The sequence below is a fragment of the Escherichia sp. KS167_9B genome, from assembly GCF_030295215.1.
In the GTDB taxonomy this organism is placed as follows: domain Bacteria; phylum Pseudomonadota; class Gammaproteobacteria; order Enterobacterales; family Enterobacteriaceae; genus Escherichia; species Escherichia coli_F.
The window spans coordinates 3,137,623-3,160,728 of the sequence record NZ_AP025754.1; the positions used below are offsets into that span (position 1 = coordinate 3,137,623).

Consider the following 23,106-nt stretch of genomic DNA (forward strand, 5'->3'; position numbering starts at 1 on the left):
TCACTATTATTACGTTTTTTCAAGCTGGGATGCGCACGACACAGAGAATTAACTAATTGAAAAAATTAAAGATTAATTATCTGTTCATCGGCATTCTGGCACTGCTGCTCGCGGTCGCTCTCTGGCCATCCATTCCCTGGTTTGGTAAAGCCGACAACCGTATCGCCGCCATTCAAGCGCGGGGAGAGTTGCGTGTGAGCACTATTCATACCCCACTGACTTATAACGAAATCAACGGGAAACCTTTTGGCCTGGATTACGAACTGGCGAAACAGTTTGCCGAGTACCTCGGCGTAAAACTGAAAGTGACCGTGCGGCAGAATATCAGCCAGCTGTTTGACGACCTCGATAACGGCAACGCCGATCTGCTGGCTGCAGGACTGGTTTATAACAGTGAGCGGGTAAAAAATTATCAGCCTGGCCCTACCTACTATTCCGTGTCACAACAACTGGTTTATAAAGTGGGTCAGTATCGCCCGCGTACGCTGGGCAATCTGACAGCGGAGCAACTTAACATCGCACCAGGCCATGTGGTGGTTAACGATCTCCAGACCCTGAAAGAAACAAAATTCCCGGAATTAAGCTGGAAGGTAGACGACAAAAAAGGCTCAGCAGAATTAATGGAAGATGTCATCGAAGGAAAACTCGATTACACCATTGCTGATTCTGTCGCCATCAGCCTGTTTCAGCGCGTTCACCCGGAACTCGCTGTAGCGCTTGATATCACCGACGAACAGCCGGTGACCTGGTTTAGCCGATTAGATGGCGATAATACCCTTTCTGCCGCTCTGCTCGACTTCTTCAACGAAATGAATGAAGACGGTACGCTGGCACGCATTGAAGAGAAATACCTGGGGCATGGCGATGATTTTGATTACGTCGATACGCGCACGTTTTTACGCGCCGTCGATACCGTACTGCCGCAGTTGAAACCGCTGTTTGAGAAGTACGCCGAAGAAATTGACTGGCGTTTGCTGGCCGCTATTGCTTATCAGGAATCGCACTGGGATGCACAGGCCACTTCCCCGACGGGTGTGCGTGGCATGATGATGTTAACCAAAAATACCGCGCAAAGCCTCGGCATTACGGATCGTACCGATGCCGAACAGAGCATCAGCGGCGGTGTGCGTTATTTGCAGGATATGATGAGTAAAGTGCCGGAAAGTGTGCCGGAGAACGAACGGATCTGGTTTGCCCTCGCCGCGTACAATATGGGCTATGCGCATATGCTGGATGCCCGCGCCCTGACGGCAAAAACTAAAGGTAATCCTGACAGTTGGGCTGACGTGAAACAGCGCCTGCCTTTACTTAGCCAGAAACCCTATTACAGCAAGCTGACTTACGGCTACGCACGTGGGCATGAAGCCTACGCTTATGTCGAAAATATTCGTAAGTATCAGATTAGCCTGGTGGGGTATCTGCAAGAGAAAGAGAAGCAGGCTACAGAAGCGGCGATACAACTGGCGCAGGATTATCCGGCAGTATCGCCAACGGAGCTGGGCAAAGAGAAATTTCCTTTTCTCTCGTTTCTTTCCCAGTCGTCATCAAACTATTTGACCCACTCTCCCTCTCTGCTGTTTTCGAGGAAAGGGAGTGAAGAGAAACAAAATTAATCCGTCGAGGATTGCGCTTTTTTCTGCGCTTTAATTTCCTGTCGGCGCATGCGAAAGAAGTCACTGAGCAACGCCGCGCACTCATCCGCCAGTATTCCTTCTGTAATTTCCACTCGGTGATTCATACCCGGATGGTGCAGCACATCCATTAAAGATCCCGCAGCGCCCGTTTTCGCGTCACGCGCACCAAAGACCACGCGACCAATGCGACTGTGGATCATTGCTCCGGCACACATTACACAGGGCTCAAGCGTGACATACAATGTGGCGTCGATCAGACGATAATTTTGCATCACCAGACCGCCCTGCCGCAGGGCCATGATTTCTGCATGCGCGGTGGGATCATGTCGACCAATCGGACGGTTCCAGCCTTCGCCAATAACACGATTGTTATGCACTAATACCGCGCCGACCGGCACTTCCCGCTCATCCCAGGCACGCTTCGCCAGCGTCAGCGCGTGACGCATCCAGTATTCGTGGCTAAATTCGACTTCAGACAAAAAGAAAACTCCGGTTATAAAAGCGCGGCGCATTATACACGTACGCTATGCTTTACTCTATTCCAGTTGCTGGAGTTCACCACGCGGGGTTACCCGCCAGCGATGCTGGCAGAAATAAAGCAGCGGGTTGTCCTGATTACTGTCGCTATAGCCACTGTACAGCCGCAGCGGCGTGCCAATTTTGCGCTCCAGTTGTGCGACCTTTTCATGTCCCAGACAACGCATCGTCAATATCCAACCGCCATAACCCCGCTGGATCTGACTGGCAATAAGATTAACCCGCGGCAACCAGGGCGTATCATAATAAACCGCTTCAACCAGCGGCTGCGGAGAGCCTGTGATCAACCAAATATCCGCATCGGAACTTAACAGGTAGGTAGTCAAACGCTCCTGGACAAGCGGAAAAGCGGTAACATTGTCGCGAAACCAGTGCACAAAATCGGCCTGCAACGCCTGTAAACGCGCTTCACTGTGACCAAAAGTGCATCCCCAAAGAAGCAGACTCATCGGCCATCGTGCTGCACGACCTTTTATCAATAACGCGATGGCAATGACCGGCAACAACGGCAGGACAAGTAATGCATTCAGCGGTTGGCGACGCAGTAAATAACGCATAAAACTGCCGAACATATCCTGCTGATGCAATGTTCCATCTAAGTCAAAAAACACCACACGACGCTCGTGAGTTGCCAAACCATACTCCTCTGGACTGAAACATCCTGATTAATTTTCGCTACTACATAGCCTAACAGATAGATCATCACTTTTCCGGCAACAATCGACCGCATCATGGCTAACTGGAATTTTTAATTCATGGCAATTAGCGGCAATGGAATATAAAATTCACCCGCGTTTGTCTCATATTGCCTGTTGTCGCCACTATTTCATCGCGAGGAAAGATATGAACGGCTTACTTCGTATCCGTCAGCGTTACCAGGGGCTTGCCCAGAGTGATAAAAAACTGGCGGACTATCTGCTGCTACAACCTGATACGGCGCGCCATTTAAGCTCTCAGCAACTGGCCAACGAAGCCGGAGTCAGTCAGTCCAGCGTCGTGAAGTTCGCGCAAAAACTCGGCTATAAAGGTTTTCCGGCACTTAAGTTGGCGTTGAGTGAAGCGCTGGCAAGCCAGCCGGAATCTCCCTCCGTGCCCATTCATAACCAAATCCGCGGTGATGATCCGTTACGGCTGGTCGGCGAAAAACTGATTAAAGAAAATACTGCCGCTATGTACGCAACGCTAAATGTTAATAGTGAAGAGAAACTGCATGAATGCGTAACAATGTTGCGCTCTGCACGGCGGATAATTCTGACCGGTATTGGCGCTTCGGGTCTGGTGGCGCAAAACTTTGCCTGGAAGCTGATGAAGATTGGCTTCAATGCTGCCGCAGTGCGCGATATGCATGCGCTACTCGCTACAGTACAGGCGTCGTCCCCTGACGATCTGTTATTAGCCATTTCCTACACCGGTGTACGACGCGAGTTAAACCTGGCGGCAGATGAGATGCTGCGAGTGGGCGGAAAAGTGCTGGCGATTACCGGCTTTACTCCCAATGCCCTGCAACAGCGTGCTTCTCATTGCCTGTATACCATTGCCGAAGAACAAGCGACAAACAGTGCTGCAATCTCTGCTTGTCACGCTCAGGGAATGTTAACGGATTTACTGTTCATTGCGCTGATTCAGCAGGATCTGGAGCTGGCACCAGAACGTATTCGTCATAGTGAAGCGTTGGTGAAAAAACTGGTTTGAGTAAAGAATGCGCGTATAATGCCCGCCCGGTTTGTGTTGTTTTGAGAGTTTCCTTATGGCGCTGTTAATCACTAAAAAATGCATCAATTGTGATATGTGTGAACCCGAATGCCCGAATGAGGCGATTTCGATGGGTGAACATATCTACGAGATTAACAGCGATAAGTGTACCGAATGCGTAGGCCACTACGAGACGCCCACCTGCCAGAAGGTGTGCCCGATCCCCAATACCATTGTGAAGGATCCACAACATGTCGAGACGGAAGAACAGTTGTGGGATAAATTTGTGCTAATGCACCACGCGGATAAGATTTAATATTTTGCTCTGGAAGTAGAGTATTAAATATTTTACAGGAAAGCCTTAACGCCATTATATTTATTTAATTGATGACATTAGCATAATTATTCACCAAATGAATTTATATAATATCTGCCCAGACATTTATTTATAATTATTAAAGGCGCGCCTGGCTGGTTAACCTGACGCGCCTTAAGTACGTTTCCTGGTGTTACAAGAACAGAAGGATCAGCTGTAAAACAGCAATGACGACTTTAATGACCCGTTTAATCAGGTATCGGCAATCAGTCATTCGTTTTTCCTTAAACAAGGAATGCAGCCGTTCAGATTAGCCCTTACATCTCCCCAAAACTGAACGTGCGAGTTATTGGAATCGAGTGCCGCACTCCACACCAGAGCTTTGACGACACCACTCGTTTCAATGGGGGAATTCAGTGGCATGGCGTAGAACACAGCAAAATATCCAATAACGACGCCGATTCTAATGTACTTATCAAAAAGCGGTCACGTTAATCTTTTCATCAATATCGATTTCTTCGTAAAGGCTCGAGTTTTTATGCTAAAGATTGCAAGTTGCTTGTACAGGATAACTAAATTGATCCATAATCATTTTTGTTGGAATCGTGTGCTGCACAAAATTAAAGTTGTAAAGTAAAACCCCCGTTCCTTACCAGTTCGGGGGTTTTACTTTTTAAAGAGAACGGTATTATTTTAACTTTCGATAATTACCGTGGCGCAAGCATAGTGGCGTTCATCTGCCAGCGTTACATGCATATTTACAACGCCGAGCTTTTCCGCCAGTTTTAATGCCTCGCCCCACAGTCGCAGCCGTGGCTTACCAAGCTCATCGTTAAATACTTCAAACTGATTAAACGCCAGACCATTGCGGATCCCGGTGCCAAACGCTTTTGCTGCGGCTTCTTTTACGGCAAAGCGCTTCGCCAGAAAACGCACTGGCTGGTGGTGCGTTTTCCAGATTTCCCATTCGTTATCGCTTAATACGCGGCGAGCCAGGCGCTCACCGGATCGGGCGATCACCGCTTCTATGCGAGCGATCTCCACGATATCCGTGCCTAAACCTAATATTGCCATTAGCCACGCGCTTCCAGCATCAAACGCTTCATTTCTGCCACCGCATCTTTCAGTCCGGTCATCACTGCACGACCAATAATGGCATGACCGATATTCAGTTCGTGCATCTCAGGAATGGCGGCAATGGCTTTCACGTTGTGATAGGTCAGACCGTGACCAGCGTTAACTTTCAGACCGAGACTTGCGGCAAAGGCCGCGGCTTTGGCGATACGCGCCAGCTCTTGCGCCTGTTCGGCGTCAGTTTTGGCATCAGCATAGCAACCGGTGTGGATCTCGATAAACGGTGCGCCAACCTCTGCCGCAGCTTTGATCTGCTCTTCATCGGCGTCGATAAACAGAGAAACCAGGATCCCGGCCTCCGCCAGACGTTTGCAGGCATCGCGCATTTTTTCACGCTGTCCAGCGACGTCCAGGCCGCCTTCGGTTGTTACTTCCTGACGCTTTTCCGGTACCAGGCAGCAAAAATGCGGCTTTGTTTCAACGGCGATCGCCAGCATCTCTTCGGTCACCGCCATCTCCAGATTCATGCGGGTATCCAGCGTCTGACGCAGGATGCGCACGTCGCGGTCGGTAATGTGGCGACGATCTTCACGTAGATGCACGGTAATGCCATCCGCCCCCGCCTGCTCAGCAATAAACGCCGCCTGCACCGGATCCGGGTAAGCAGTACCACGTGCGTTACGCAGCGTTGCAATATGGTCAATGTTGACGCCTAACAGTAATTCAGCCATGACAATCCTCATCATTCATAATGTGTTTTCACCGTTCGCTTAGGCATAAACTGCCGGAACAGTTCCCTGCTCTTTAATGGTTTACCGCCAAGATACGGCTTAAGCGCCATACGGGTAAAGCGTTTCGCGGCGCGTAGTGTGTCTGCGTCAGGAAATTCCCGCGCGTTTAACGCTTTTAACTGCCTTCCAGTGAACGTTTTATTGTCGATAACGACGCTTGCGATAAACCCTTTTTCTTCGCGATAACGATACGTCATGGTGTCATCTACCGGCTCGCCGCTACCCGCACAATGGGTAAAATTGACGCCATAACCCAGATGACCGAGCAGTGCCAGTTCAAAGCGGCGCAGCGCGGGTTCTGGCGTACCAGTGGCACCTGCAAGAGACTGAATGCAGTGCAAGTAATCGAAAAAGAGTTCAGAGAAGCGCGTCTCGTATTCCAGCACGCGGGAGAGAAGTTCGTTAATGTACAAACCACTGTAAAGGGTGATACCGCTTAATGGCAGCGCCAGCGAGACAGCTTCGGCACTGCGCAGCGTTTTGACTTCGCCACGCCCGCCAAAACGTAGCAAGAGAGGGGTGAAAGGCTGTAATGCACCTTTCAGAGTAGAGCGTTTAGAGCGTGCGCCTTTGGCAACCAGACGCACGCGACCCGATTCCTCCGTGAAGACGTCCAGCATCAGGCTGGTTTCGCTCCACGGGCGACTATGCAATACGAATGCGCGCTGCCAGCCTTCCATCATACTCGTCGCCTTTCAAGTTGCAGGTGCCTTGGCTGCACCCGTTCACCCTGGTCACTTACTTTAGTAAGCTCCCAGGGATTCACGGTCTTGCCGCCTTCCTGCACCTCGAAAGTCATAGAGTATGCTAATTAAAGATCGTCAACGTAACCGAGACTGCGCAGTGCGCGTTCGTCGTCGGCCCAGCCAGATTTCACTTTTACCCACAGTTCAAGGTGGACAGGCGCTTCGAACATTTCCTGCATGTCTTTACGCGCTTCAATTCCGATGGTTTTAATCTTGGCCCCTTTGTTGCCAATCACCATCTTCTTCTGCCCCTCACGCTCAACGAGAATCAAACCGTTGATGTCATAACCACCGCGTTCGTTAGAGACGAAACGTTCGATCTCCACGGTCACGGAGTACGGCAGTTCAGCGCCGAGGAAACGCATCAGTTTTTCGCGGATGATTTCAGACGCCATAAAACGCTGTGAGCGATCGGTGATGTAATCTTCCGGGAAGTGATGGGTCGCTTCAGGCAGATGCTTACGCACGATTGCCGCGATAGTGTCGACATTCAGCCCGGTTTCGGCAGAGATCGGCACGATATCGAGGAAGTTCATCTGGCTTGCCAGGAACTGTAAATGCGGCAGCAGATCGGCTTTTTCCTGCACGTTATCCACTTTGTTCACCGCGAGGATTACCGGCGCTTTGCCATCGCGCAGTTTGTTGAGCACCATTTCATCGTCCGGCGTCCAGCGGGTGCCTTCAACGACAAAAATCACCAGCTCAACGTCGCCAATGGAACTGCTCGCCGCTTTGTTCATCAGGCGGTTAATGGCGCGTTTTTCTTCCATATGCAGGCCTGGGGTATCGACGTAGATCGCCTGATACGCGCCTTCAGTATGGATCCCCACAATGCGGTGACGAGTTGTCTGCGCCTTGCGGGAGGTGATGGAGATTTTCTGCCCCAACAATTTATTCAACAATGTGGATTTGCCAACGTTCGGACGTCCGACGATAGCAATAAATCCGCAGTAACTTTTATCGTTGCTCATTCCAGCTCCAGTTTTTTCAACGCCTGTTCGGCGGCAGCCTGCTCAGCCTTACGACGGCTTGAACCTGTGCCTACCACCGGTTCACTCAGGCCGCTGACCTGGCAGTGGATAGTAAATTCCTGATCGTGCGCTTCGCCACGTACCTGGACGACCAGATAAGTCGGCAGCGGCAGATGGCGACCCTGCAAATATTCTTGCAAGCGCGTTTTCGGATCTTTTTGTTTATCGCCTGGGCTAATTTCGTCCAGACGGGTTTGATACCAGTTAAGGATTAATTTCTCGACGGTTTGAATGTCACTGTCGAGGAATACGCCACCAATTAATGCTTCGACGGTGTCGGCGAGAATTGACTCACGACGAAATCCACCGCTTTTAAGTTCACCTGGCCCTAAACGTAAGCACTCACCTAACTCAAATTCGCGCGCCAGTTCAGCCAGCGTATTGCCACGGACCAGCGTGGCGCGCATCCGGCTCATATCGCCTTCATCCACGCGAGGGAAACGGTGATAAAGCGCATTGGCGATAACGTAGCTCAGAATAGAGTCGCCTAAAAATTCTAAACGCTCGTTATGTTTGCTGCTGGCACTACGATGGGTTAATGCCTGCTGCAACAGTTCCTGATGATTAAAAGTGTAGCCCAGCTTCCTTTGAAGCCGATTAATTACGATGGGGTTCATGCGATACCAATAAATAAATGCGTCAACAATTCAGCACACGAAACAGACCTGATATACATGGCTCTGCTAACTGCTTCGCTGCAGTTTCAGTTTACCGGTATATGGGGACCAACGCTGTTTCGTGTGCCGTGGCAACCTGGAGGTGCCAACCTTAAACTTCGGGGGAATATTCTATACACAACGACGGGGGATGTCGTTAGCCACGGGGGATTTATCTCATAAATAATTCACGTTGTCGCCATAACGGCGACAACGTGAACGAAGATAAGCTATTAATGGATGCCGCCAATACGACTTAAGCGCACACCAGTCGGCCATTCGCCTTCTTGCTTATCGAAACTCATCCAGATAGCCGTTGCCCGACCTACCAGATTCGCTTCCGGCACAAAGCCCCAGTAACGGCTGTCCGCGCTGTTGTCACGGTTGTCACCCATCATGAAGTATTGGCCCGGTGGAACAATCCAGGTTGCCAGTTGTTGCCCTGGCTGCTGGTAATACATCCCCACCTGATCCTGCGCAATCGGCACTGTCAAAATACGGTGCGTCACATCACCCAGAGTCTCTTTACGCTCGGAAAGACGAATTCCATTTTCTTTGGTTTCGTTTTTCGGCACTTCAAAGAATCCGCTGGTTGCTTCCCCACCATTACGGCGCGAGAAGGTCTGAACGAAATCGCTCGGTTCCACGTTTGAGTAGGTGACCGGCAGCGCGTTTTCACACGCCTGACCGGAACTGCATCCCGGCTGAATCGTCAGCTCTTTTGAAACCGGATCGTAAGTGACTTTATCGCCCGGTAAACCCACCGCACGCTTGATGTAATCAAGCTTTGGATCTTCCGGGTATTTAAAGACCACGATATCGCCACGCTTCGGATGACCGGTTTCGATCAGCGTTTTCTGGTAGATAGGATCTTTAATGCCGTAAGCAAACTTTTCTACCAGAATAAAGTCACCGATTAACAGAGTCGGCATCATCGAACCTGACGGGATCTGGAACGGTTCATAAATAAACGAACGCACAATCAATACAATAGCCAGCACTGGAAAAACAGAAGCCCCGGTTTCCAGCCAACCTGGCTTCGGTGCAACTTTTTTCAGCGTTGCTTTATCCAGTGAGTCACCAGCAGCCGCTTGAGCCGCTGCCTGACGTTCCCGTCGCTTAGGTGCGAAAAAGAATTTATCCACGCACCATAAAATGCCCGTCACCAGTGTGGCAATCACCAGAATGAGGGCAAACATATTCGCCATGCCAACTCCTAAGGGTTATTTGTTGTCTTTGCCGACGTGCAGAATGGCGAGGAACGCTTCCTGCGGCAGCTCGACGTTACCGATCTGCTTCATGCGTTTCTTACCTTCTTTCTGCTTCTGCAGCAGCTTTTTCTTACGGCTGATATCGCCACCATAACATTTAGCCAGTACGTTTTTACGCAGCTGTTTCACGGTGGAGCGCGCAATGATGTGCGTACCAATCGCTGCCTGAATGGCAATATCAAACTGCTGGCGTGGGATCAGATCCTTCATCTTTTCCACCAGCTCGCGACCACGGTTTTGCGAATTATCACGGTGGGTGATCAGCGCCAGCGCATCAACACGTTCACCGTTGATTAATACGTCTACACGTACCATGTCGGACGCCTGGAAGCGTTTGAAGTTGTAATCCAGAGACGCATAACCACGAGAGGTAGATTTCAGGCGATCGAAGAAGTCGAGCACCACTTCAGCCATCGGGATCTCGTAGGTCAACGCTACCTGGTTACCGTGGTAAACCATGTTGGTTTGTACGCCACGTTTTTCTACGCACAGCGTAATAACGTTACCGAGATATGCCTGCGGCAATAGCATGTGACACTCTGCAATCGGCTCGCGCAGTTCGTAGATGTTATTTACCGCTGGCAGCTTCGATGGGCTGTCGACGTAAATAACTTCTCTTGACGTAGTTTCAACTTCATACACTACGGTCGGCGCCGTAGTGATCAGATCCAGATCGTATTCACGTTCCAGACGTTCCTGAATGATCTCCATGTGCAGCAGGCCGAGGAAGCCGCAGCGGAAACCAAAGCCCAACGCGCTGGAGCTTTCCGGCTCATAGAACAGTGAGGCATCATTCAGGCTGAGTTTGCCCAGCGCGTCACGGAAGGCTTCATAGTCGTCAGAGCTTACCGGGAACAAGCCTGCGTAAACCTGCGGTTTGACTTTCTTAAAGCCAGGCAGCGCCTTTTCTGCCGGATTACGCGCCAGTGTTAAGGTATCGCCTACCGGTGCACCGTGGATATCTTTGATCGCACATACCAACCAGCCAACTTCACCGCATTTCAGTTCAGTGCGGTCAACCTGCTTCGGCGTGAAAATACCCAGACGGTCGGCGTTATAGGTCTGCCCGGTACTCATGACTTTCACTTTGTCGCCCTTACGCAGGGTGCCGTTTTTAATACGGATAAGTGAAACAACGCCCAAGTAGTTGTCGAACCAGGAGTCGATAATTAGCGCCTGTAACGGGCCTTCCGGATCGCCTTCCGGCGGCGGAATATCGCGCACCAGACGTTCGAGAACGTCCTGCACACCAACGCCGGTTTTCGCTGAGCAGCGCACTGCGTCGGTGGCGTCGATACCAACGATATCTTCAATTTCTTCTGCTACGCGTTCAGGATCAGCTGCCGGCAGGTCAATCTTGTTCAGTACCGGCACTACTTCGAGATCCATTTCCATCGCGGTGTAGCAGTTTGCCAGGGTTTGCGCTTCTACGCCCTGCCCGGCGTCGACCACCAGCAATGCACCCTCACAGGCAGCCAGCGAACGGGAAACTTCATAGGAGAAGTCTACGTGGCCCGGGGTGTCGATAAAGTTAAGCTGATAGGTTTCGCCGTCAGACGCTTTGTAATCCAGCGTCACGCTTTGCGCTTTGATGGTAATGCCACGCTCACGCTCAAGATCCATGGAATCGAGAACCTGCGCCTCCATTTCACGGTCAGACAGGCCACCGCAGATCTGGATAATACGGTCAGACAGCGTCGATTTACCGTGGTCAATGTGAGCTATGATCGAAAAGTTACGTATATTCTTCATAAAGTATGATTATTGTGCCTTAATGCCCGGTTAACCAGGCTTTTAGAAGTCGCTGTTCTGAGCTTAACGTCTGTATTAATAGAAACGCCGCATTCTACACTACAACATTGAGGCGAGGAAATGTTCATACGGTATGGATTGTGGTATCTGGAAACGTCCTCGCATTTGTTATGCAAAATGCAACAAAGCCAGTGAAATCACTGGCTCGCGTCTTCCGAAGATGTTTCAAATCGCACAAGGCCTGGCGGCAATGCCACGCTTAAGATGATCGGTTGCCATTCTGCCCGGGCAGCAAACTTTCGCGAGTAGCTGCGTGCAATCAGGAATCCACCAACGCCGCCGAGAATCGCACCGCATAATGCTGCAAGATCTGAAGCAAAGAGTAGCTGAAATAACGAAGCGATGAGGAATAATCCCACCAACGGCGACATATAAACCAGTAATGCGGAGCTAAGCAGGCTGCCTTCGGTGATTCCTAATTCCACTTTTTGCCCCGGTACTAACGGTTCATCACAGGGTACGACAATGGTATGCGTGGTTTGTGGGCCAAGTTTATTCAGCACGCGGCTACCGCAACCGACACGGGAAGCACAGCTGCTGCATGAGGCTTTAACATCACAACTGACCAGCGCCTGCCCGTTTTGCCAGGAGACGACCGTAGCCCACTCTTTGATCATTGCGCTGCCCCGAACTTAATATTCTCGGCAATGCGTTTCGCCGTTTGCGGCGGCAGTTCGCCGACAATGGTGATTTCGGCGTTATCACGTACGCTTGTACTGACGGTTCTGCGTCCGGTGCGCAACATCTGATCGGTGCTCGATGGCGTAGCGCGGTTAACGTTTACCGAGAAGCTGAATAATCCGTCGGAATAGAGACGTGATTCGATAGGCATGTTGTCCATCGTCGGTAACGGACGTCGGCTGCTGGAAACTTCACTAAACCCCTGTGGCAACCAGGTTGGCGTCCAGCTGAATTTAGCTTTTTCACCTACAGGAACAGAAAGCAGCGGCGGCAGATTTGCTTTCGCCAGCGTCTGCATACTGCTGCTGATATCCTGATTAACGTTAAAAGCAATCACGCGAAATTGTTCCAGCGTTTCACCATCGCGATCAAGGAGATCAACCCGCATCGGTAATTTCGATTCGGTGTCCATCCACACGATGTAGCTGTAGCGTGTGCCATCACGGGCCACCACGCGAATGACTTCGCAAAGACGATCAGCAATACGCGTGCGTCCCACGGAGATAAAGTCGTAGTAAGGAGAAAGGCGTTTGAAATCGGTATAGATGAGCGATGGCAGAGAATCAACAATGTAATCGCCATTAAGCGTGAACGGTTCAAGGCCCGGTTCAAAGTAGCTGATTTCATTGCCGCGCTGTACCACTTCCCGGCGCGGGCCATCCATTTGCAACAATTGTGCAAGAGGACGGTTATCGAGGCGTGCATGTCGATAACGCAGAGACTCAACACCCTGTTTATTGATGCTGATGAATGACAGCTCGTAATTCAGTGACTGACTGGCCAGGTTCATCTGCTGTAATAACGCCCCGGACGCGGGAGTGGCCGAGGCGTTAGCAGAGAATAACAGGCTACCTGTCACTAATGACATGGCAAACCAAAGTTGCTTCATTACTGCGATTGCGTTCCTAAAGTTTGAATTCCTGGCACCTGTACAGCGGCTTGCTGTGTTTGGGCCTGCTCAAACTGAAGCTGTTCAGAGTGGAGTCGACGTTGCAGTTCGTAATCCTGCAACATTGCATTAATGCGACGACGCTGCTCCTGTACCTGCTGCTGTTGACCATTATTTGCAGTCGCTTCAGAAGGTACTCCCAGGCTAACCGGGCTGGCTTTACCCATCATCGGCAGTGTATTAAATACTGGCGTTTCGGGCTGCTGGGACGTTTCAGATTGCCCATTATAGTGCTGGACGCCAACGATAACTGCAAGCGATACGCATGCTGCTACGCCCATTTGGGTAAGCTGTGCTGCCCATGGACGTACTTTCTGCCAGAATGGCATTTTCTGCCATTGATGCGGCGCAGGCTGGGCCTCTGGGATCAGTGTCGCCGGTTGACGTACTGGCTCTTCTTCAATGGCGGCCATTACGCGTGAAGAGATATCGAAATGGAGCACCTCGGGAGTATCACCCCGCATTGAGTCACGGATTAAGTGATAGCTTTCCCAGGTTTTCTGCATTTCTGGGTTATGAGCCAGTTCGTTAAGCAGCTCACTATCCAGCGTTTCGCCATCCATTAAAGCGGAAAGTTGTTCTTTCTGCATGCCTAATACCCTTATCCAGTATCCCGCTATCGTCAACGCCTGATAAGCGGTTGAACTTTGTTATCAATAGCTTCCCTCGCTCGGAAGATACGTGAACGCACCGTACCTACCGGACAATCCATGATAGCGGCTATCTCTTCATAGCTCAGGCCATCCAGCTCCCGCAAGGTTATTGCCATGCGTAAATCTTCCGGGAGGGACTCAATAGTTCGGAAAACTATCTGTCTCAGTTCTTCTGACAACATTAAGTTCTCAGGGTTCGAAATTTCTTTCAACGCGCCGCCACTTTCGAAGTTTTCAGCTTCAATGGCATCCACATCACTGGAAGGTGGACGGCGTCCCTGAGCAACCAGGTAATTTTTCGCTGTATTTACAGCAATCCGATACAGCCATGTATAAAAAGCGCTATCTCCCCGGAACGAATCCAGCGCACGATAGGCTTTAATAAAAGCTTCTTGTACCACATCGGGAACATCACCCGACGGCACATAGCGGGAAACCAGACTCGCCACTTTATGCTGATAGCGCACTACCAGTAAGTTAAAGGCTTTCTGATCTCCCTTCTGGACCCGTTCAACCAGGACCTGGTCCGTTAACTGCTCGCTCATCCGAGGTAAAGTCTCCCCAAACCAAATTTCCACGCGCTATCGAAACGCCACTCCATTAGCTGCAATTTGAGCAAGCAAAGGGTTAGAGTGTCTCGTTTTTGTAAAGTTCCGTAACGCATCTGTTTTTGTTTGTCATGCTGTAGACGGATCATTATCTATCATTATAAGTCTACAGAATCTGAACATCGCATTATCTGTGTAGAAATGCCCATTTAACTGCCTGAAGAGTAACCCAACGGCCTTTTTATTTCACCACATAATCCTTCGCCAGCCAGTAACTTCTCGTTTTCTCGTCGCCGTGATTCGGTCTGTTTAGCCTCTGTAACAAAAATTAAAATAGCAGGTGTTTAATCGCACAACATGATGCTATGCTGACCAAACCGTGTTTAGTAAATTAAACAAAATAATGAATACTCTCCCTGAACATTCATGTGACGTGTTGATTATCGGAAGCGGCGCAGCCGGGCTTTCACTGGCGCTACGTCTGGCTGACCGGCATCATGTCATCGTTCTAAGTAAAGGCCCAGTCACGGAAGGTTCAACATTTTATGCCCAGGGCGGAATTGCCGCCGTGTTTGATGAAACTGACAGCATTGATTCGCATGTGGAAGACACAATGATAGCCGGTGCTGGTATTTGTGATCGCCATGCAGTTGAATTTGTCGCCAGCAATGCGCGTTCCTGTGTGCAATGGTTAATCGACCAGGGGGTGTTGTTTGATACCCACGTTCAATCGAATGGCGAAGAAAGTTACCATTTGACCCGTGAAGGTGGACATAGTCACCGACGAATTCTTCATGCTGCGGACGCCACCGGTAAAGAAGTAGAAACCACACTAGTGAGCAAGGCGCAGAACCATCCGAATATTCGCGTGCTGGAGCGCAGCAACGCGGTTGATCTGATTGTCTCTGACAAAATTGGCCTGCCGGGCACGCGACGAGTTGTAGGCGCGTGGGTATGGAACCGAAATAAAGAAACGGTTGAAACCTGCCACGCAAAAGCGGTTGTGCTGGCAACCGGCGGTGCGTCGAAGGTTTATCAGTACACCACCAATCCGGATATTTCTTCTGGCGATGGCATTGCTATGGCGTGGCGCGCGGGCTGCCGGGTCGCCAATCTCGAATTTAATCAGTTCCATCCTACCGCGCTGTATCATCCGCAGGCACGCAATTTTCTGTTAACGGAAGCACTGCGCGGCGAAGGCGCTTATCTCAAGCGACCGGATGGCACGCGTTTCATGCCTGATTTTGACGAGCGCGGCGAACTGGCTCCGCGCGATATTGTCGCCCGTGCTATTGATCACGAAATGAAACGCCTCGGCGCAGATTGTATGTTCCTCGATATCAGCCATAAGCCCGCCGATTTTATTCGTCAGCATTTCCCGATGATCTATGAAAAGTTGCTCGGGCTGGGGATAGATCTCACGAAAGAACCGGTGCCGATTGTGCCTGCTGCACATTATACCTGCGGTGGTGTAATGGTTGATGACTATGGGCGTACCGACGTTGATGGTCTGTACGCCATCGGCGAAGTGAGCTACACGGGATTACACGGCGCTAACCGCATGGCCTCGAATTCCTTGCTGGAGTGTCTGGTCTATGGCTGGTCGGCGGCGGAAGATATTACCAGGCGTATGCCTTATGCCCACGGCGTCAGTACGTTACCGCCATGGGATGAAAGCCGCGTTGAGAACCCAGACGAGCTGGTGGTGATTCAACATAACTGGCACGAGTTACGTCTGTTTATGTGGGATTACGTTGGCATTGTGCGCACAACGAAACGTCTGGAACGCGCCCTGCGGCGGATCAATATGCTTCAGCAGGAAATAGACGAATATTACGCCCATTTCCGCGTCTCAAATAATTTGCTGGAGCTGCGTAATCTGGTACAGGTTGCCGAGTTGATTGTTCGCTGTGCGATGATGCGCAAAGAGAGCCGTGGCCTGCATTTTACGCTGGATTACCCACAGCTACTCACGCATTCCGGTCCATCGATCCTTTCCCCCAGCAATCATTACATAAACAGATAAAAAGCCTGGGTCAGCGCCGTATACGCTTCGGAATAGTTCTGGTCTGGCCCACGAATGACTAAGCGATCGCTAAAGCATTCTCCCGCCTGCGGGGAGAATGCCAGCAGCACCCGATGCGGCAGTCGCGCTTCGTTTTCCGCCACATCCGTCCGCAAACGTAAATGCCAGCCCATACTTAATGCCAGTTCAGTAAAACCATTACCAATCTGCTCTGGCAGCACCACGCAGAAAAATCCCTCTTCGGTAATGCACTCCGCCGCACAGGTCAGCAACGATTGGTGATCAAGCGTAGTGGTATAGCGTGCCTGTTCCCTCTGCGGCGTAGCGCACTCAACGCCCTGCTGATAATAAGGCGGGTTACTGATGATTAAATCAAAGCGTGCTGTCTGCTGGGTGATCCACTGCTGAATATCCGCCGTATAGACATTAATCCGCTCTGCCCACGGGGACTGGTTGATATTTTCCTGCGCCTGAGTCGCAGCTTCACTTTCCAGTTCAACGGCATCAATCATCACGCTGTCATCGGTTCGCTGCGCCAGCATTAATGCCAGCAACCCGCTACCCGCGCCGATATCAAGGCAACGTTTTACCCCAGCCACCGGTGCCCATGCGCCCAGCAAAATGCCATCCGTTCCCACTTTCATCGCACAACGATCGTGAGCAACAAAAAACTGTTTAAAAGTAAATCCATTACGACGAAGCACGGATGTAGACTGTGACATGAAAATAAAACCTTGCAGGAAAAACGGCGATAGCACCGGGTGAGAACAATACCCGAGAAGCGATATCCATACAAACAGATGAAGATTGCAGCCGTAACGTCTATAATCAGCGCCCCACACAGAGGTAGAACATGACTGTAACGACTTTTTCCGAACTTGAACTCGACGAAAGCCTGCTGGAAGCCCTCCAGGATAAAGGTTTCACTCGCCCGACCGCCATTCAGGCTGCCGCCATTCCGCCTGCGCTCGATGGCCGTGATGTACTCGGTTCTGCGCCGACAGGCACCGGTAAAACGGCGGCGTATCTGCTGCCAGCGTTGCAGCACCTGCTCGATTTCCCCCGTAAGAAATCCGGTCCGCCGCGTATTTTGATCCTCACCCCGACTCGCGAACTGGCGATGCAGGTGGCCGATCATGCCCGCGAACTGGCGAAACATACGCATCTGGATATCGCCACCATCACCGGCGGCGTAGCCTATATGAACCACGCGGAAGTATTCAGCGAAAACCAGGATATCGTGGTTGCCACGACCGGACGTCTGCTGCAATACATAAAAGAAGAGAACTTCGATTGCCGCGCGGTTGAAACGCTGATCCTCGACGAAGCAGACCGTATGCTGGATATGGGTTTTGCTCAGGATATCGAACATATTGCAGGCGAAACGCGCTGGCGTAAACAGACCCTGCTCTTCTCGGCAACGCTTGAAGGCGATGCCATTCAGGATTTTGCCGAGCGTCTGCTTGAAGATCCGGTGGAAGTTTCTGCGAATCCATCCACCCGTGAGCGCAAAAAGATTCATCAGTGGTATTACCGCGCCGATGACCTGGAACATAAAACCGCGTTGCTGGTGCACCTGTTAAAACAGCCGGAAGCGACTCGCTCAATCGTATTTGTGCGTAAGCGTGAGCGTGTGCATGAGCTGGCAAACTGGCTGCGCGAAGCGGGCATCAACAACTGCTATCTCGAAGGCGAGATGGTACAAGGTAAGCGTAACGAAGCGATTAAACGTCTGACCGAAGGTCGCGTAAACGTACTGGTTGCCACCGATGTTGCCGCGCGCGGTATCGACATTCCGGATGTCAGCCATGTTTTTAACTTCGATATGCCACGCAGTGGCGATACTTATTTACACCGTATCGGACGTACTGCTCGCGCTGGTCGTAAGGGAACCGCGATTTCACTGGTTGAAGCTCATGACCATCTGCTGCTGGGCAAAGTAGGCCGTTATATTGAAGAGCCAATTAAAGCTCGCGTAATTGATGAGTTACGCCCGAAAACGCGTGCGCCAAGTGAGAAGCAGACCGGCAAGCCATCGAAGAAAGTACTGGCAAAACGCGCCGAGAAGAAAAAGGCTAAAGAGAAAGAGAAGCCGCGGGTGAAAAAACGCCATCGCGACACCAAAAATATTGGTAAGCGCCGTAAACCAAGCGGAACGGGCGTGCCACCGCAAACGACAGAAGAGTGATCTTAATTCCGGGTTTAAGCCCGGAATTAAAAGTGCTGGCAAACGCAAAACTGCCTGATGCTCTACGCTTATCAGGCCTACATGGCTCATGCAATATATTGAATTTGCACGATCTTGTAGGCCGGATAAGGCGTTCACGCCGCATCCGGCATGAACAAAACGCACTTCGTCGACAAGTTAGGTGCCGGGTTTAAGCCCGGCATTATTTTTATCCCGGCAAAAAACACTCTTCAACACACTGAATAAAAGTGTGCATCGCCGGGCTAACCGCTTTCCCGGCATGGTGAGCGCACATTGCCGTAATGGTCTGCGACTGTTCGCCAAAAGGCAATTCGATTAATTCGCCACTCGCAAGTTCATTTGCCACTGCAAAGCGCGGCAGGTAACTGACCCCGATATTCGCCGCGACACAACGCTTGATGCTTTCAATGCTTATAAGCTCAATGGTATTTTCCACCGTGATCCGCCGCTGGCGCAGCGTGCTCTCAAATATCTGCCGGAAGACACATTGTGGTTCGTTGATAATAAAGCTACAGGCGTTATGTCTTCCAGGCTGAGTAAAATCGACATCTGCAATTTGCGGTGAAGCCACCAGCACCAGCGATTGTTCACCCAATTCTCGTCGATTCAGAGCATCATCATTTCCTACGCGATAAAAAACACCGACATCGGCCTCATCATTCAGTAGAGCATCACGGATCACGTAACAGTTCAGCGACTGCAGTGATAAACGCACTTTTGGTGCACGTTGCCGAAAACGCTGCAACACCTGCGGCATTCGGTAAGAGAGCAGCGTTTCGCCTGAAACAACGCGCAGTTCTCCGTCCGGATCAGACTCTTTTTTGGCAGCCTCACGAAGCGTATCCATCACTCTGGTGAGTTCATAGATGTGCGGCAGCAACTTTTTGCCTTCGCGAGTGAGGCACATCCGTCGGCCAATTTTCTCAAACAATTGTACTGAGAACTCCTGTTCAAGCTGCTGAATATGAAAAGTCACCGTCGATTGTGTGCAACACAATTTTTGCGAAGCTCGCAAAAAGGAACCCTCTTCCACCACGGTTTTAAGCGTAATAAAACGGCGCAGATCCATAACTCCAAACCTATCGAAAATATCGAATTTAGAATGTGAAAACATTCATTTTTTTAAATGTTTCGTGTCGGGTACTGTCTACCAAAACAGAGGAGATAACAAGTGACACCGACCCTTTTAAGTGCTTTTTGGACCTACACCCTGATTACCGCCCTGACGCCAGGACCAAACAATATACTCGCTCTTAGCTCTGCCACGTCGCATGGATTTCGTCGGAGTACCCGCGTGCTGGCAGGGATGAGTCTGGGATTTTTGATTGTGATGTTACTGTGTGCAGGAATTTCATTTTCACTGGCTGTTATCGACCCGGCAGCGGTGCACCTTTTGAGTTGGGCAGGAGCAGCATATATTGTCTGGCTGGCGTGGAAAATCGCTACCAGTCCAACCAAGGAAGACGGACTTCAGGCCAAACCGATCAGCTTTTGGGCCAGCTTTGCTTTGCAGTTTGTGAACGTCAAAATTATTTTGTACGGCATTACAGCACTGTCGACATTTGTCCTGCCACAAACGCAGGCGTTAAGCTGGGTGATTGGCGTCAGCGTTTTGCTGGCAATGATTGGGACCTTTGGCAATGTGTGCTGGGCGCTGGCGGGGCACCTGTTTCAGCGATTGTTTCGCCAGTATGGTCGCCAGTTAAATATCGTGCTGGCGTTGTTGCTGGTCTATTGCGCGGTGCGCATTTTCTGTTAATGAAAAAAAGCGGAAGAGGTCGCCCTCTTCCGCTTAGTAACTTGCTACTTAAACCTTACAGGCTTTCAGTAAAGGTACGAGCGATAACATCGCGCTGCTGTTCCGGAGTCAGAGAGTTAAAGCGAACTGCATAACCGGATACACGGATGGTCAGCTGCGGATATTTTTCCGGATGCTTAACTGCATCTTCCAGAGTTTCACGACGCAGAACGTTTACGTTCAGGTGCTGACCACCTTCAACGCGAACTTCTGGTTTAACTTCTACTGGAACTTCACGGTATTCAATGTCACCCAGTTTGCTTACTGCAACCACTTCGTCTTCTGCAAAACCTGCTTTCGCAACGATGCAACGCGCTTCGCCTTTTTCGCTGTCCAGCAGCCAGAAAGAGTTCAGCAGATCGTCATTAGCAGCTTTAGTAATCTGGATACCTGTAATCATGTGATGCCTCCCCGGCAAAATTATTTGATTTGTTTAGCCTGTCGCGGCCAATTGGTAAAACCATTGTTGCTTGAGTGTATATATACTCCTCAAACACCCTTGATTCTTTGATTTAAATCAATAAAAACCACGCATCAAGTGTGCTCGCAAATGGATTTTATTGTTTTACATCAACTTATACGGGTGTGAAATTTTACCAATTTACATTTTTTTGCACTCATTAAAGTCTAAAAAATGAGCTTGGTTTTGTTCTGTAGAAAGAAGCAGTTAAGCTAGGCGGATTGAAGATTCGCAGGAGAGCGAGATGGCTAACGAATTAACCTGGCATGATGTGCTGGCTGAAGAGAAGCAGCAACCCTATTTTCTTAATACCCTTCAGACCGTCGCCAGCGAGCGGCAGTCCGGCGTCACTATCTATCCACCACAAAAAGATGTCTTTAACGCCTTCCGCTTTACAGAGTTGGGTGACGTTAAAGTGGTGATCCTCGGTCAGGATCCTTATCACGGACCGGGACAGGCGCATGGTCTGGCATTTTCCGTTCGCCCCGGCATTGCGACACCGCCGTCACTGCTGAATATGTATAAAGAGCTCGAAAATACTATTCCCGGCTTCACCCGCCCTAATCATGGTTATCTTGAAAGCTGGGCGCGTCAGGGCGTTCTGCTGCTCAATACCGTCTTGACGGTTCGCGCAGGTCAGGCGCATTCCCACGCCAGCCTCGGTTGGGAGACCTTCACCGACAAAGTCATCAGCCTGATTAACCAGCACCGCGAAGGCGTGGTGTTTTTGTTGTGGGGATCACATGCGCAAAAGAAAGGAGCGATTATAGATAAGCAACGCCATCACGTACTGAAAGCGCCGCATCCATCGCCGCTTTCTGCACATCGTGGATTCTTTGGCTGCAATCATTTTGTGCTGGCAAATCAGTGGCTGGAACAACGTGGCGAGAAACCGATTGACTGGATGCCAGTATTACCGGCAGAGAGTGAGTAAATTTGAGGGAAAACGCCGGATGGCAGAATTGCCACCCGGCTGATTTATCAGGCTTTGTTCTGACGCCACCATTCGCCAAGCAAAACGCCGGTTGCAACAGAGATATTCAGCCCGGCAACATTGCCAGTTCCGTCAATCTTCACGCGCAAATCGTTCGGATCGCGTGCGGCATCCGGTAACCCTTCATATTCCTGACCCAGCACTAGCACCATTTTCTCTGGCAGACTGGTTTTGAACAGCGGTTTACCCTGCTCGCTGGAAGTGGTCACTACGGTGTAACCCGCCTGACGGAAGTCATCCAGCACGTTAACAATGTTGTCGCCAGTAATCGGCTGGACATGCTCTGCACCGCCTTCTGCGGTACGGATAGCCGCACCGGATTCCAGCAACGCCGCATCCTGCACCACAACGCCTTTCACGCCGAAGTGTGCGCAACTGCGCATCATGCCGCCCAGGTTATGCGGGTTAGATTCGTTTTCCAGTGCCAGTACACAATCCTGCGCACCTGCCTGACTTACCCACTGCTGCACGGTTGTACCGTTACGCTTTTTGATCAGGAAGCAAACGCCGCCGTGATGTTCCGTGCCTGACGCTTTGGTCAGTTCCGCTTCATCCACCACATGATACGCTTTGCGGTTTGCCGCCATCCAGCGCAATGCTTCTTTAAAACGTGGCGTTACGCTCTGAATAAACCAAGCGCGAACAATCGCTTCGGGGCGGCTCTGGAACAGTGCCTGACAGGCGTTTTCGCCGTAGACGCGGGTTTCTTCCGCACGCTGACGACGCAAAACTTCCGGATCAATAAAACTTTTACCACTGATGCCACCGTGATCGGCCTTTTCCGGCGTCTCATCACCCGGCGCGCGGGAAACCGTGCGCCACGGAGACTCTTCCCACTTGCGGTCACGGGGCTGACTTTGTTTGTCATCGCGGGCGGGGCGACGGCCACCGTCGGCACGAGATTTTCCTGGACGCCCGCCCCCTTTCCCGGTACGCGGGTTATGGGTACGTTTATCAGAATCATCATCACTGCGGACATACATCACTTTGACCTTGCCGCTTTTACCTTTCATCTCATCGTTCATGCTTTTCTCCACCAGCGCTGCGCGAAGCGCGCAGATTACCCGAAGTGCGCGCGGTTCGCCATGATTTCGTACCAAAGCCTGCGACTATCATACCTATTGAATAAAACAGATTGTTGTCTGGAACAATGTCCCCGATAATATGTAACATATTAGAAACATACCGGCGTCGTTGCCGATAAGTCTCCTTACTCATCCCGAGGTTA

26 protein-coding genes are annotated in these 23,106 nt (G+C 50.7%); 7 read left to right on the plus strand and 19 right to left on the minus strand.

Features of this window, described 5'->3' with window-relative positions; genetic code table 11:
* The first annotated feature begins 56 nt into the window (after window positions 1–56).
* A complete protein-coding gene (gene mltF, locus QUE34_RS15655; RefSeq protein WP_032303574.1) occupies window positions 57–1,613 on the plus strand; it encodes a membrane-bound lytic murein transglycosylase MltF in 1,557 nt (518 codons plus the stop codon).
* Here the strand turns inward: mltF and tadA are convergent.
* Window positions 1,610–2,113: a tRNA adenosine(34) deaminase TadA gene (tadA, locus tag QUE34_RS15660; RefSeq protein ID WP_001297409.1), complete on the minus strand. Its 504-nt coding sequence runs from the start codon at window positions 2,111–2,113 to the stop codon at window positions 1,610–1,612. The genes mltF and tadA overlap by 4 nt on opposite strands.
* A 57-nt stretch (window positions 2,114–2,170) precedes the next feature.
* The gene (gene yfhb / locus QUE34_RS15665) at window positions 2,171–2,806 is read right to left on the minus strand and encodes a phosphatidylglycerophosphatase C (RefSeq protein WP_000190668.1); all 636 of its coding nucleotides are present in this window, start codon (window positions 2,804–2,806) and stop codon (window positions 2,171–2,173) included.
* Between the two features lie 208 nt (window positions 2,807–3,014).
* Between yfhb and QUE34_RS15670 the strand changes: the two genes are divergently transcribed.
* Both QUE34_RS15670 and yfhL read left to right on the plus strand, forming a co-directional pair.
* Complete coding sequence (locus tag QUE34_RS15670) at window positions 3,015–3,863, plus strand: MurR/RpiR family transcriptional regulator (RefSeq protein WP_103253356.1); 849 nt, start codon at window positions 3,015–3,017, stop codon at window positions 3,861–3,863.
* Window positions 3,864–3,918: 55 nt separating this feature from the next.
* Window positions 3,919–4,179: a 4Fe-4S dicluster ferredoxin YfhL gene (gene yfhL / locus QUE34_RS15675; protein ID WP_001196297.1), complete on the plus strand. Its 261-nt coding sequence runs from the start codon at window positions 3,919–3,921 to the stop codon at window positions 4,177–4,179.
* A gap of 193 nt (window positions 4,180–4,372) precedes the next feature.
* Here the strand turns inward: yfhL and shoB are convergent, their stop codons facing one another.
* From shoB to rseD, 13 genes are all read right to left on the minus strand, one after another.
* Window positions 4,373–4,453 carry a type I toxin-antitoxin system toxin ShoB gene (gene shoB, locus QUE34_RS15680; RefSeq protein WP_000128779.1) on the minus strand — a complete coding sequence of 27 codons (81 nt, stop codon included), beginning with the start codon at window positions 4,451–4,453 and terminating at the stop codon, window positions 4,373–4,375.
* A 419-nt stretch (window positions 4,454–4,872) separates the two neighbouring features.
* A complete protein-coding gene (gene acpS, locus QUE34_RS15685) occupies window positions 4,873–5,253 on the minus strand; it encodes a holo-ACP synthase (protein WP_000986038.1) in 381 nt (126 codons plus the stop codon).
* Entirely contained in the window at window positions 5,253–5,984 is a 732-nt protein-coding gene (gene pdxJ / locus QUE34_RS15690) for a pyridoxine 5'-phosphate synthase (protein ID WP_032303577.1), read from the minus strand. Before pdxJ ends, acpS begins: the two co-directional genes overlap by 1 nt.
* Window positions 5,985–5,995: 11 nt before the next feature.
* Window positions 5,996–6,724, minus strand: coding sequence for a DNA repair protein RecO (recO, locus tag QUE34_RS15695; protein WP_000399393.1), 729 nt, complete (start codon window positions 6,722–6,724; stop codon window positions 5,996–5,998).
* Window positions 6,725–6,855: 131 nt separating this feature from the next.
* Window positions 6,856–7,761, minus strand: coding sequence for a GTPase Era (gene era / locus QUE34_RS15700; RefSeq protein WP_000063883.1), 906 nt, complete (start codon window positions 7,759–7,761; stop codon window positions 6,856–6,858).
* Complete coding sequence (gene rnc, locus QUE34_RS15705; protein ID WP_001068343.1) at window positions 7,758–8,438, minus strand: ribonuclease III; 681 nt, start codon at window positions 8,436–8,438, stop codon at window positions 7,758–7,760. Before rnc ends, era begins: the two co-directional genes overlap by 4 nt.
* 272 nt (window positions 8,439–8,710) lie before the next feature.
* Window positions 8,711–9,685, minus strand: a complete 975-nt coding sequence (gene lepB / locus QUE34_RS15710; protein WP_000002542.1) for a signal peptidase I — start codon at window positions 9,683–9,685, stop codon at window positions 8,711–8,713.
* A gap of 15 nt (window positions 9,686–9,700) precedes the next feature.
* Window positions 9,701–11,500, minus strand: coding sequence for a translation elongation factor 4 (gene lepA, locus QUE34_RS15715; RefSeq protein WP_000790168.1), 1,800 nt, complete (start codon window positions 11,498–11,500; stop codon window positions 9,701–9,703).
* 197 nt (window positions 11,501–11,697) lie between these two features.
* Window positions 11,698–12,177, minus strand: a complete 480-nt coding sequence (gene rseC / locus QUE34_RS15720; RefSeq protein ID WP_032303578.1) for a SoxR-reducing system protein RseC — start codon at window positions 12,175–12,177, stop codon at window positions 11,698–11,700.
* Window positions 12,174–13,130: a sigma-E factor regulatory protein RseB gene (rseB, locus tag QUE34_RS15725; protein WP_000812053.1), complete on the minus strand. Its 957-nt coding sequence runs from the start codon at window positions 13,128–13,130 to the stop codon at window positions 12,174–12,176. The genes rseC and rseB overlap by 4 nt, the downstream gene beginning before the upstream one ends.
* Window positions 13,130–13,780 carry an anti-sigma-E factor RseA gene (gene rseA, locus QUE34_RS15730; protein ID WP_001168459.1) on the minus strand — a complete coding sequence of 217 codons (651 nt, stop codon included), beginning with the start codon at window positions 13,778–13,780 and terminating at the stop codon, window positions 13,130–13,132. The genes rseB and rseA overlap by 1 nt, the downstream gene beginning before the upstream one ends.
* 32 nt (window positions 13,781–13,812) lie before the next feature.
* Window positions 13,813–14,388 carry an RNA polymerase sigma factor RpoE gene (gene rpoE / locus QUE34_RS15735; protein ID WP_001295364.1) on the minus strand — a complete coding sequence of 192 codons (576 nt, stop codon included), beginning with the start codon at window positions 14,386–14,388 and terminating at the stop codon, window positions 13,813–13,815.
* Window positions 14,385–14,540: a rpoE leader peptide RseD gene (gene rseD, locus QUE34_RS15740; RefSeq protein WP_001303621.1), complete on the minus strand. Its 156-nt coding sequence runs from the start codon at window positions 14,538–14,540 to the stop codon at window positions 14,385–14,387. Before rseD ends, rpoE begins: the two co-directional genes overlap by 4 nt.
* 254 nt (window positions 14,541–14,794) lie before the next feature.
* Here rseD and nadB point away from each other — a divergent pair, with 254 nt between their 5' ends.
* Entirely contained in the window at window positions 14,795–16,417 is a 1,623-nt protein-coding gene (gene nadB, locus QUE34_RS15745; RefSeq protein WP_032303580.1) for an L-aspartate oxidase, read from the plus strand.
* Here nadB and trmN read toward each other — a convergent pair.
* Window positions 16,402–17,139, minus strand: coding sequence for a tRNA(1)(Val) (adenine(37)-N(6))-methyltransferase TrmN (gene trmN, locus QUE34_RS15750; protein ID WP_032303581.1), 738 nt, complete (start codon window positions 17,137–17,139; stop codon window positions 16,402–16,404). The genes nadB and trmN overlap by 16 nt on opposite strands.
* Window positions 17,140–17,270: 131 nt before the next feature.
* Here trmN and srmB point away from each other — a divergent pair, with 131 nt between their 5' ends.
* Window positions 17,271–18,605 carry an ATP-dependent RNA helicase SrmB gene (srmB, locus tag QUE34_RS15755; protein ID WP_000219193.1) on the plus strand — a complete coding sequence of 445 codons (1,335 nt, stop codon included), beginning with the start codon at window positions 17,271–17,273 and terminating at the stop codon, window positions 18,603–18,605.
* Window positions 18,606–18,813: 208 nt separating this feature from the next.
* On the opposite strand, the gene QUE34_RS15760 is transcribed toward srmB, so the two are convergent.
* Window positions 18,814–19,695, minus strand: a complete 882-nt coding sequence (locus tag QUE34_RS15760; RefSeq protein WP_032303582.1) for a LysR family transcriptional regulator — start codon at window positions 19,693–19,695, stop codon at window positions 18,814–18,816.
* 102 nt (window positions 19,696–19,797) lie between these two features.
* Here QUE34_RS15760 and eamB point away from each other — a divergent pair, with 102 nt between their 5' ends.
* Window positions 19,798–20,385 carry a cysteine/O-acetylserine transporter gene (gene eamB / locus QUE34_RS15765; protein WP_032303583.1) on the plus strand — a complete coding sequence of 196 codons (588 nt, stop codon included), beginning with the start codon at window positions 19,798–19,800 and terminating at the stop codon, window positions 20,383–20,385.
* A 55-nt stretch (window positions 20,386–20,440) separates the two neighbouring features.
* On the opposite strand, the gene grcA is transcribed toward eamB, so the two are convergent.
* Window positions 20,441–20,824 carry an autonomous glycyl radical cofactor GrcA gene (grcA, locus tag QUE34_RS15770; protein ID WP_000627804.1) on the minus strand — a complete coding sequence of 128 codons (384 nt, stop codon included), beginning with the start codon at window positions 20,822–20,824 and terminating at the stop codon, window positions 20,441–20,443.
* A 304-nt stretch (window positions 20,825–21,128) separates the two neighbouring features.
* On the opposite strand from grcA, the gene ung reads away from it, so the two are divergent.
* Window positions 21,129–21,818, plus strand: coding sequence for a uracil-DNA glycosylase (gene ung / locus QUE34_RS15775; RefSeq protein ID WP_001262721.1), 690 nt, complete (start codon window positions 21,129–21,131; stop codon window positions 21,816–21,818).
* A 47-nt stretch (window positions 21,819–21,865) separates the two neighbouring features.
* Here the strand turns inward: ung and QUE34_RS15780 are convergent, their stop codons facing one another.
* Window positions 21,866–22,903: a tRNA/rRNA methyltransferase gene (locus tag QUE34_RS15780; RefSeq protein WP_000997419.1), complete on the minus strand. Its 1,038-nt coding sequence runs from the start codon at window positions 22,901–22,903 to the stop codon at window positions 21,866–21,868.
* Window positions 22,904–23,106 lie beyond the last annotated feature (203 nt).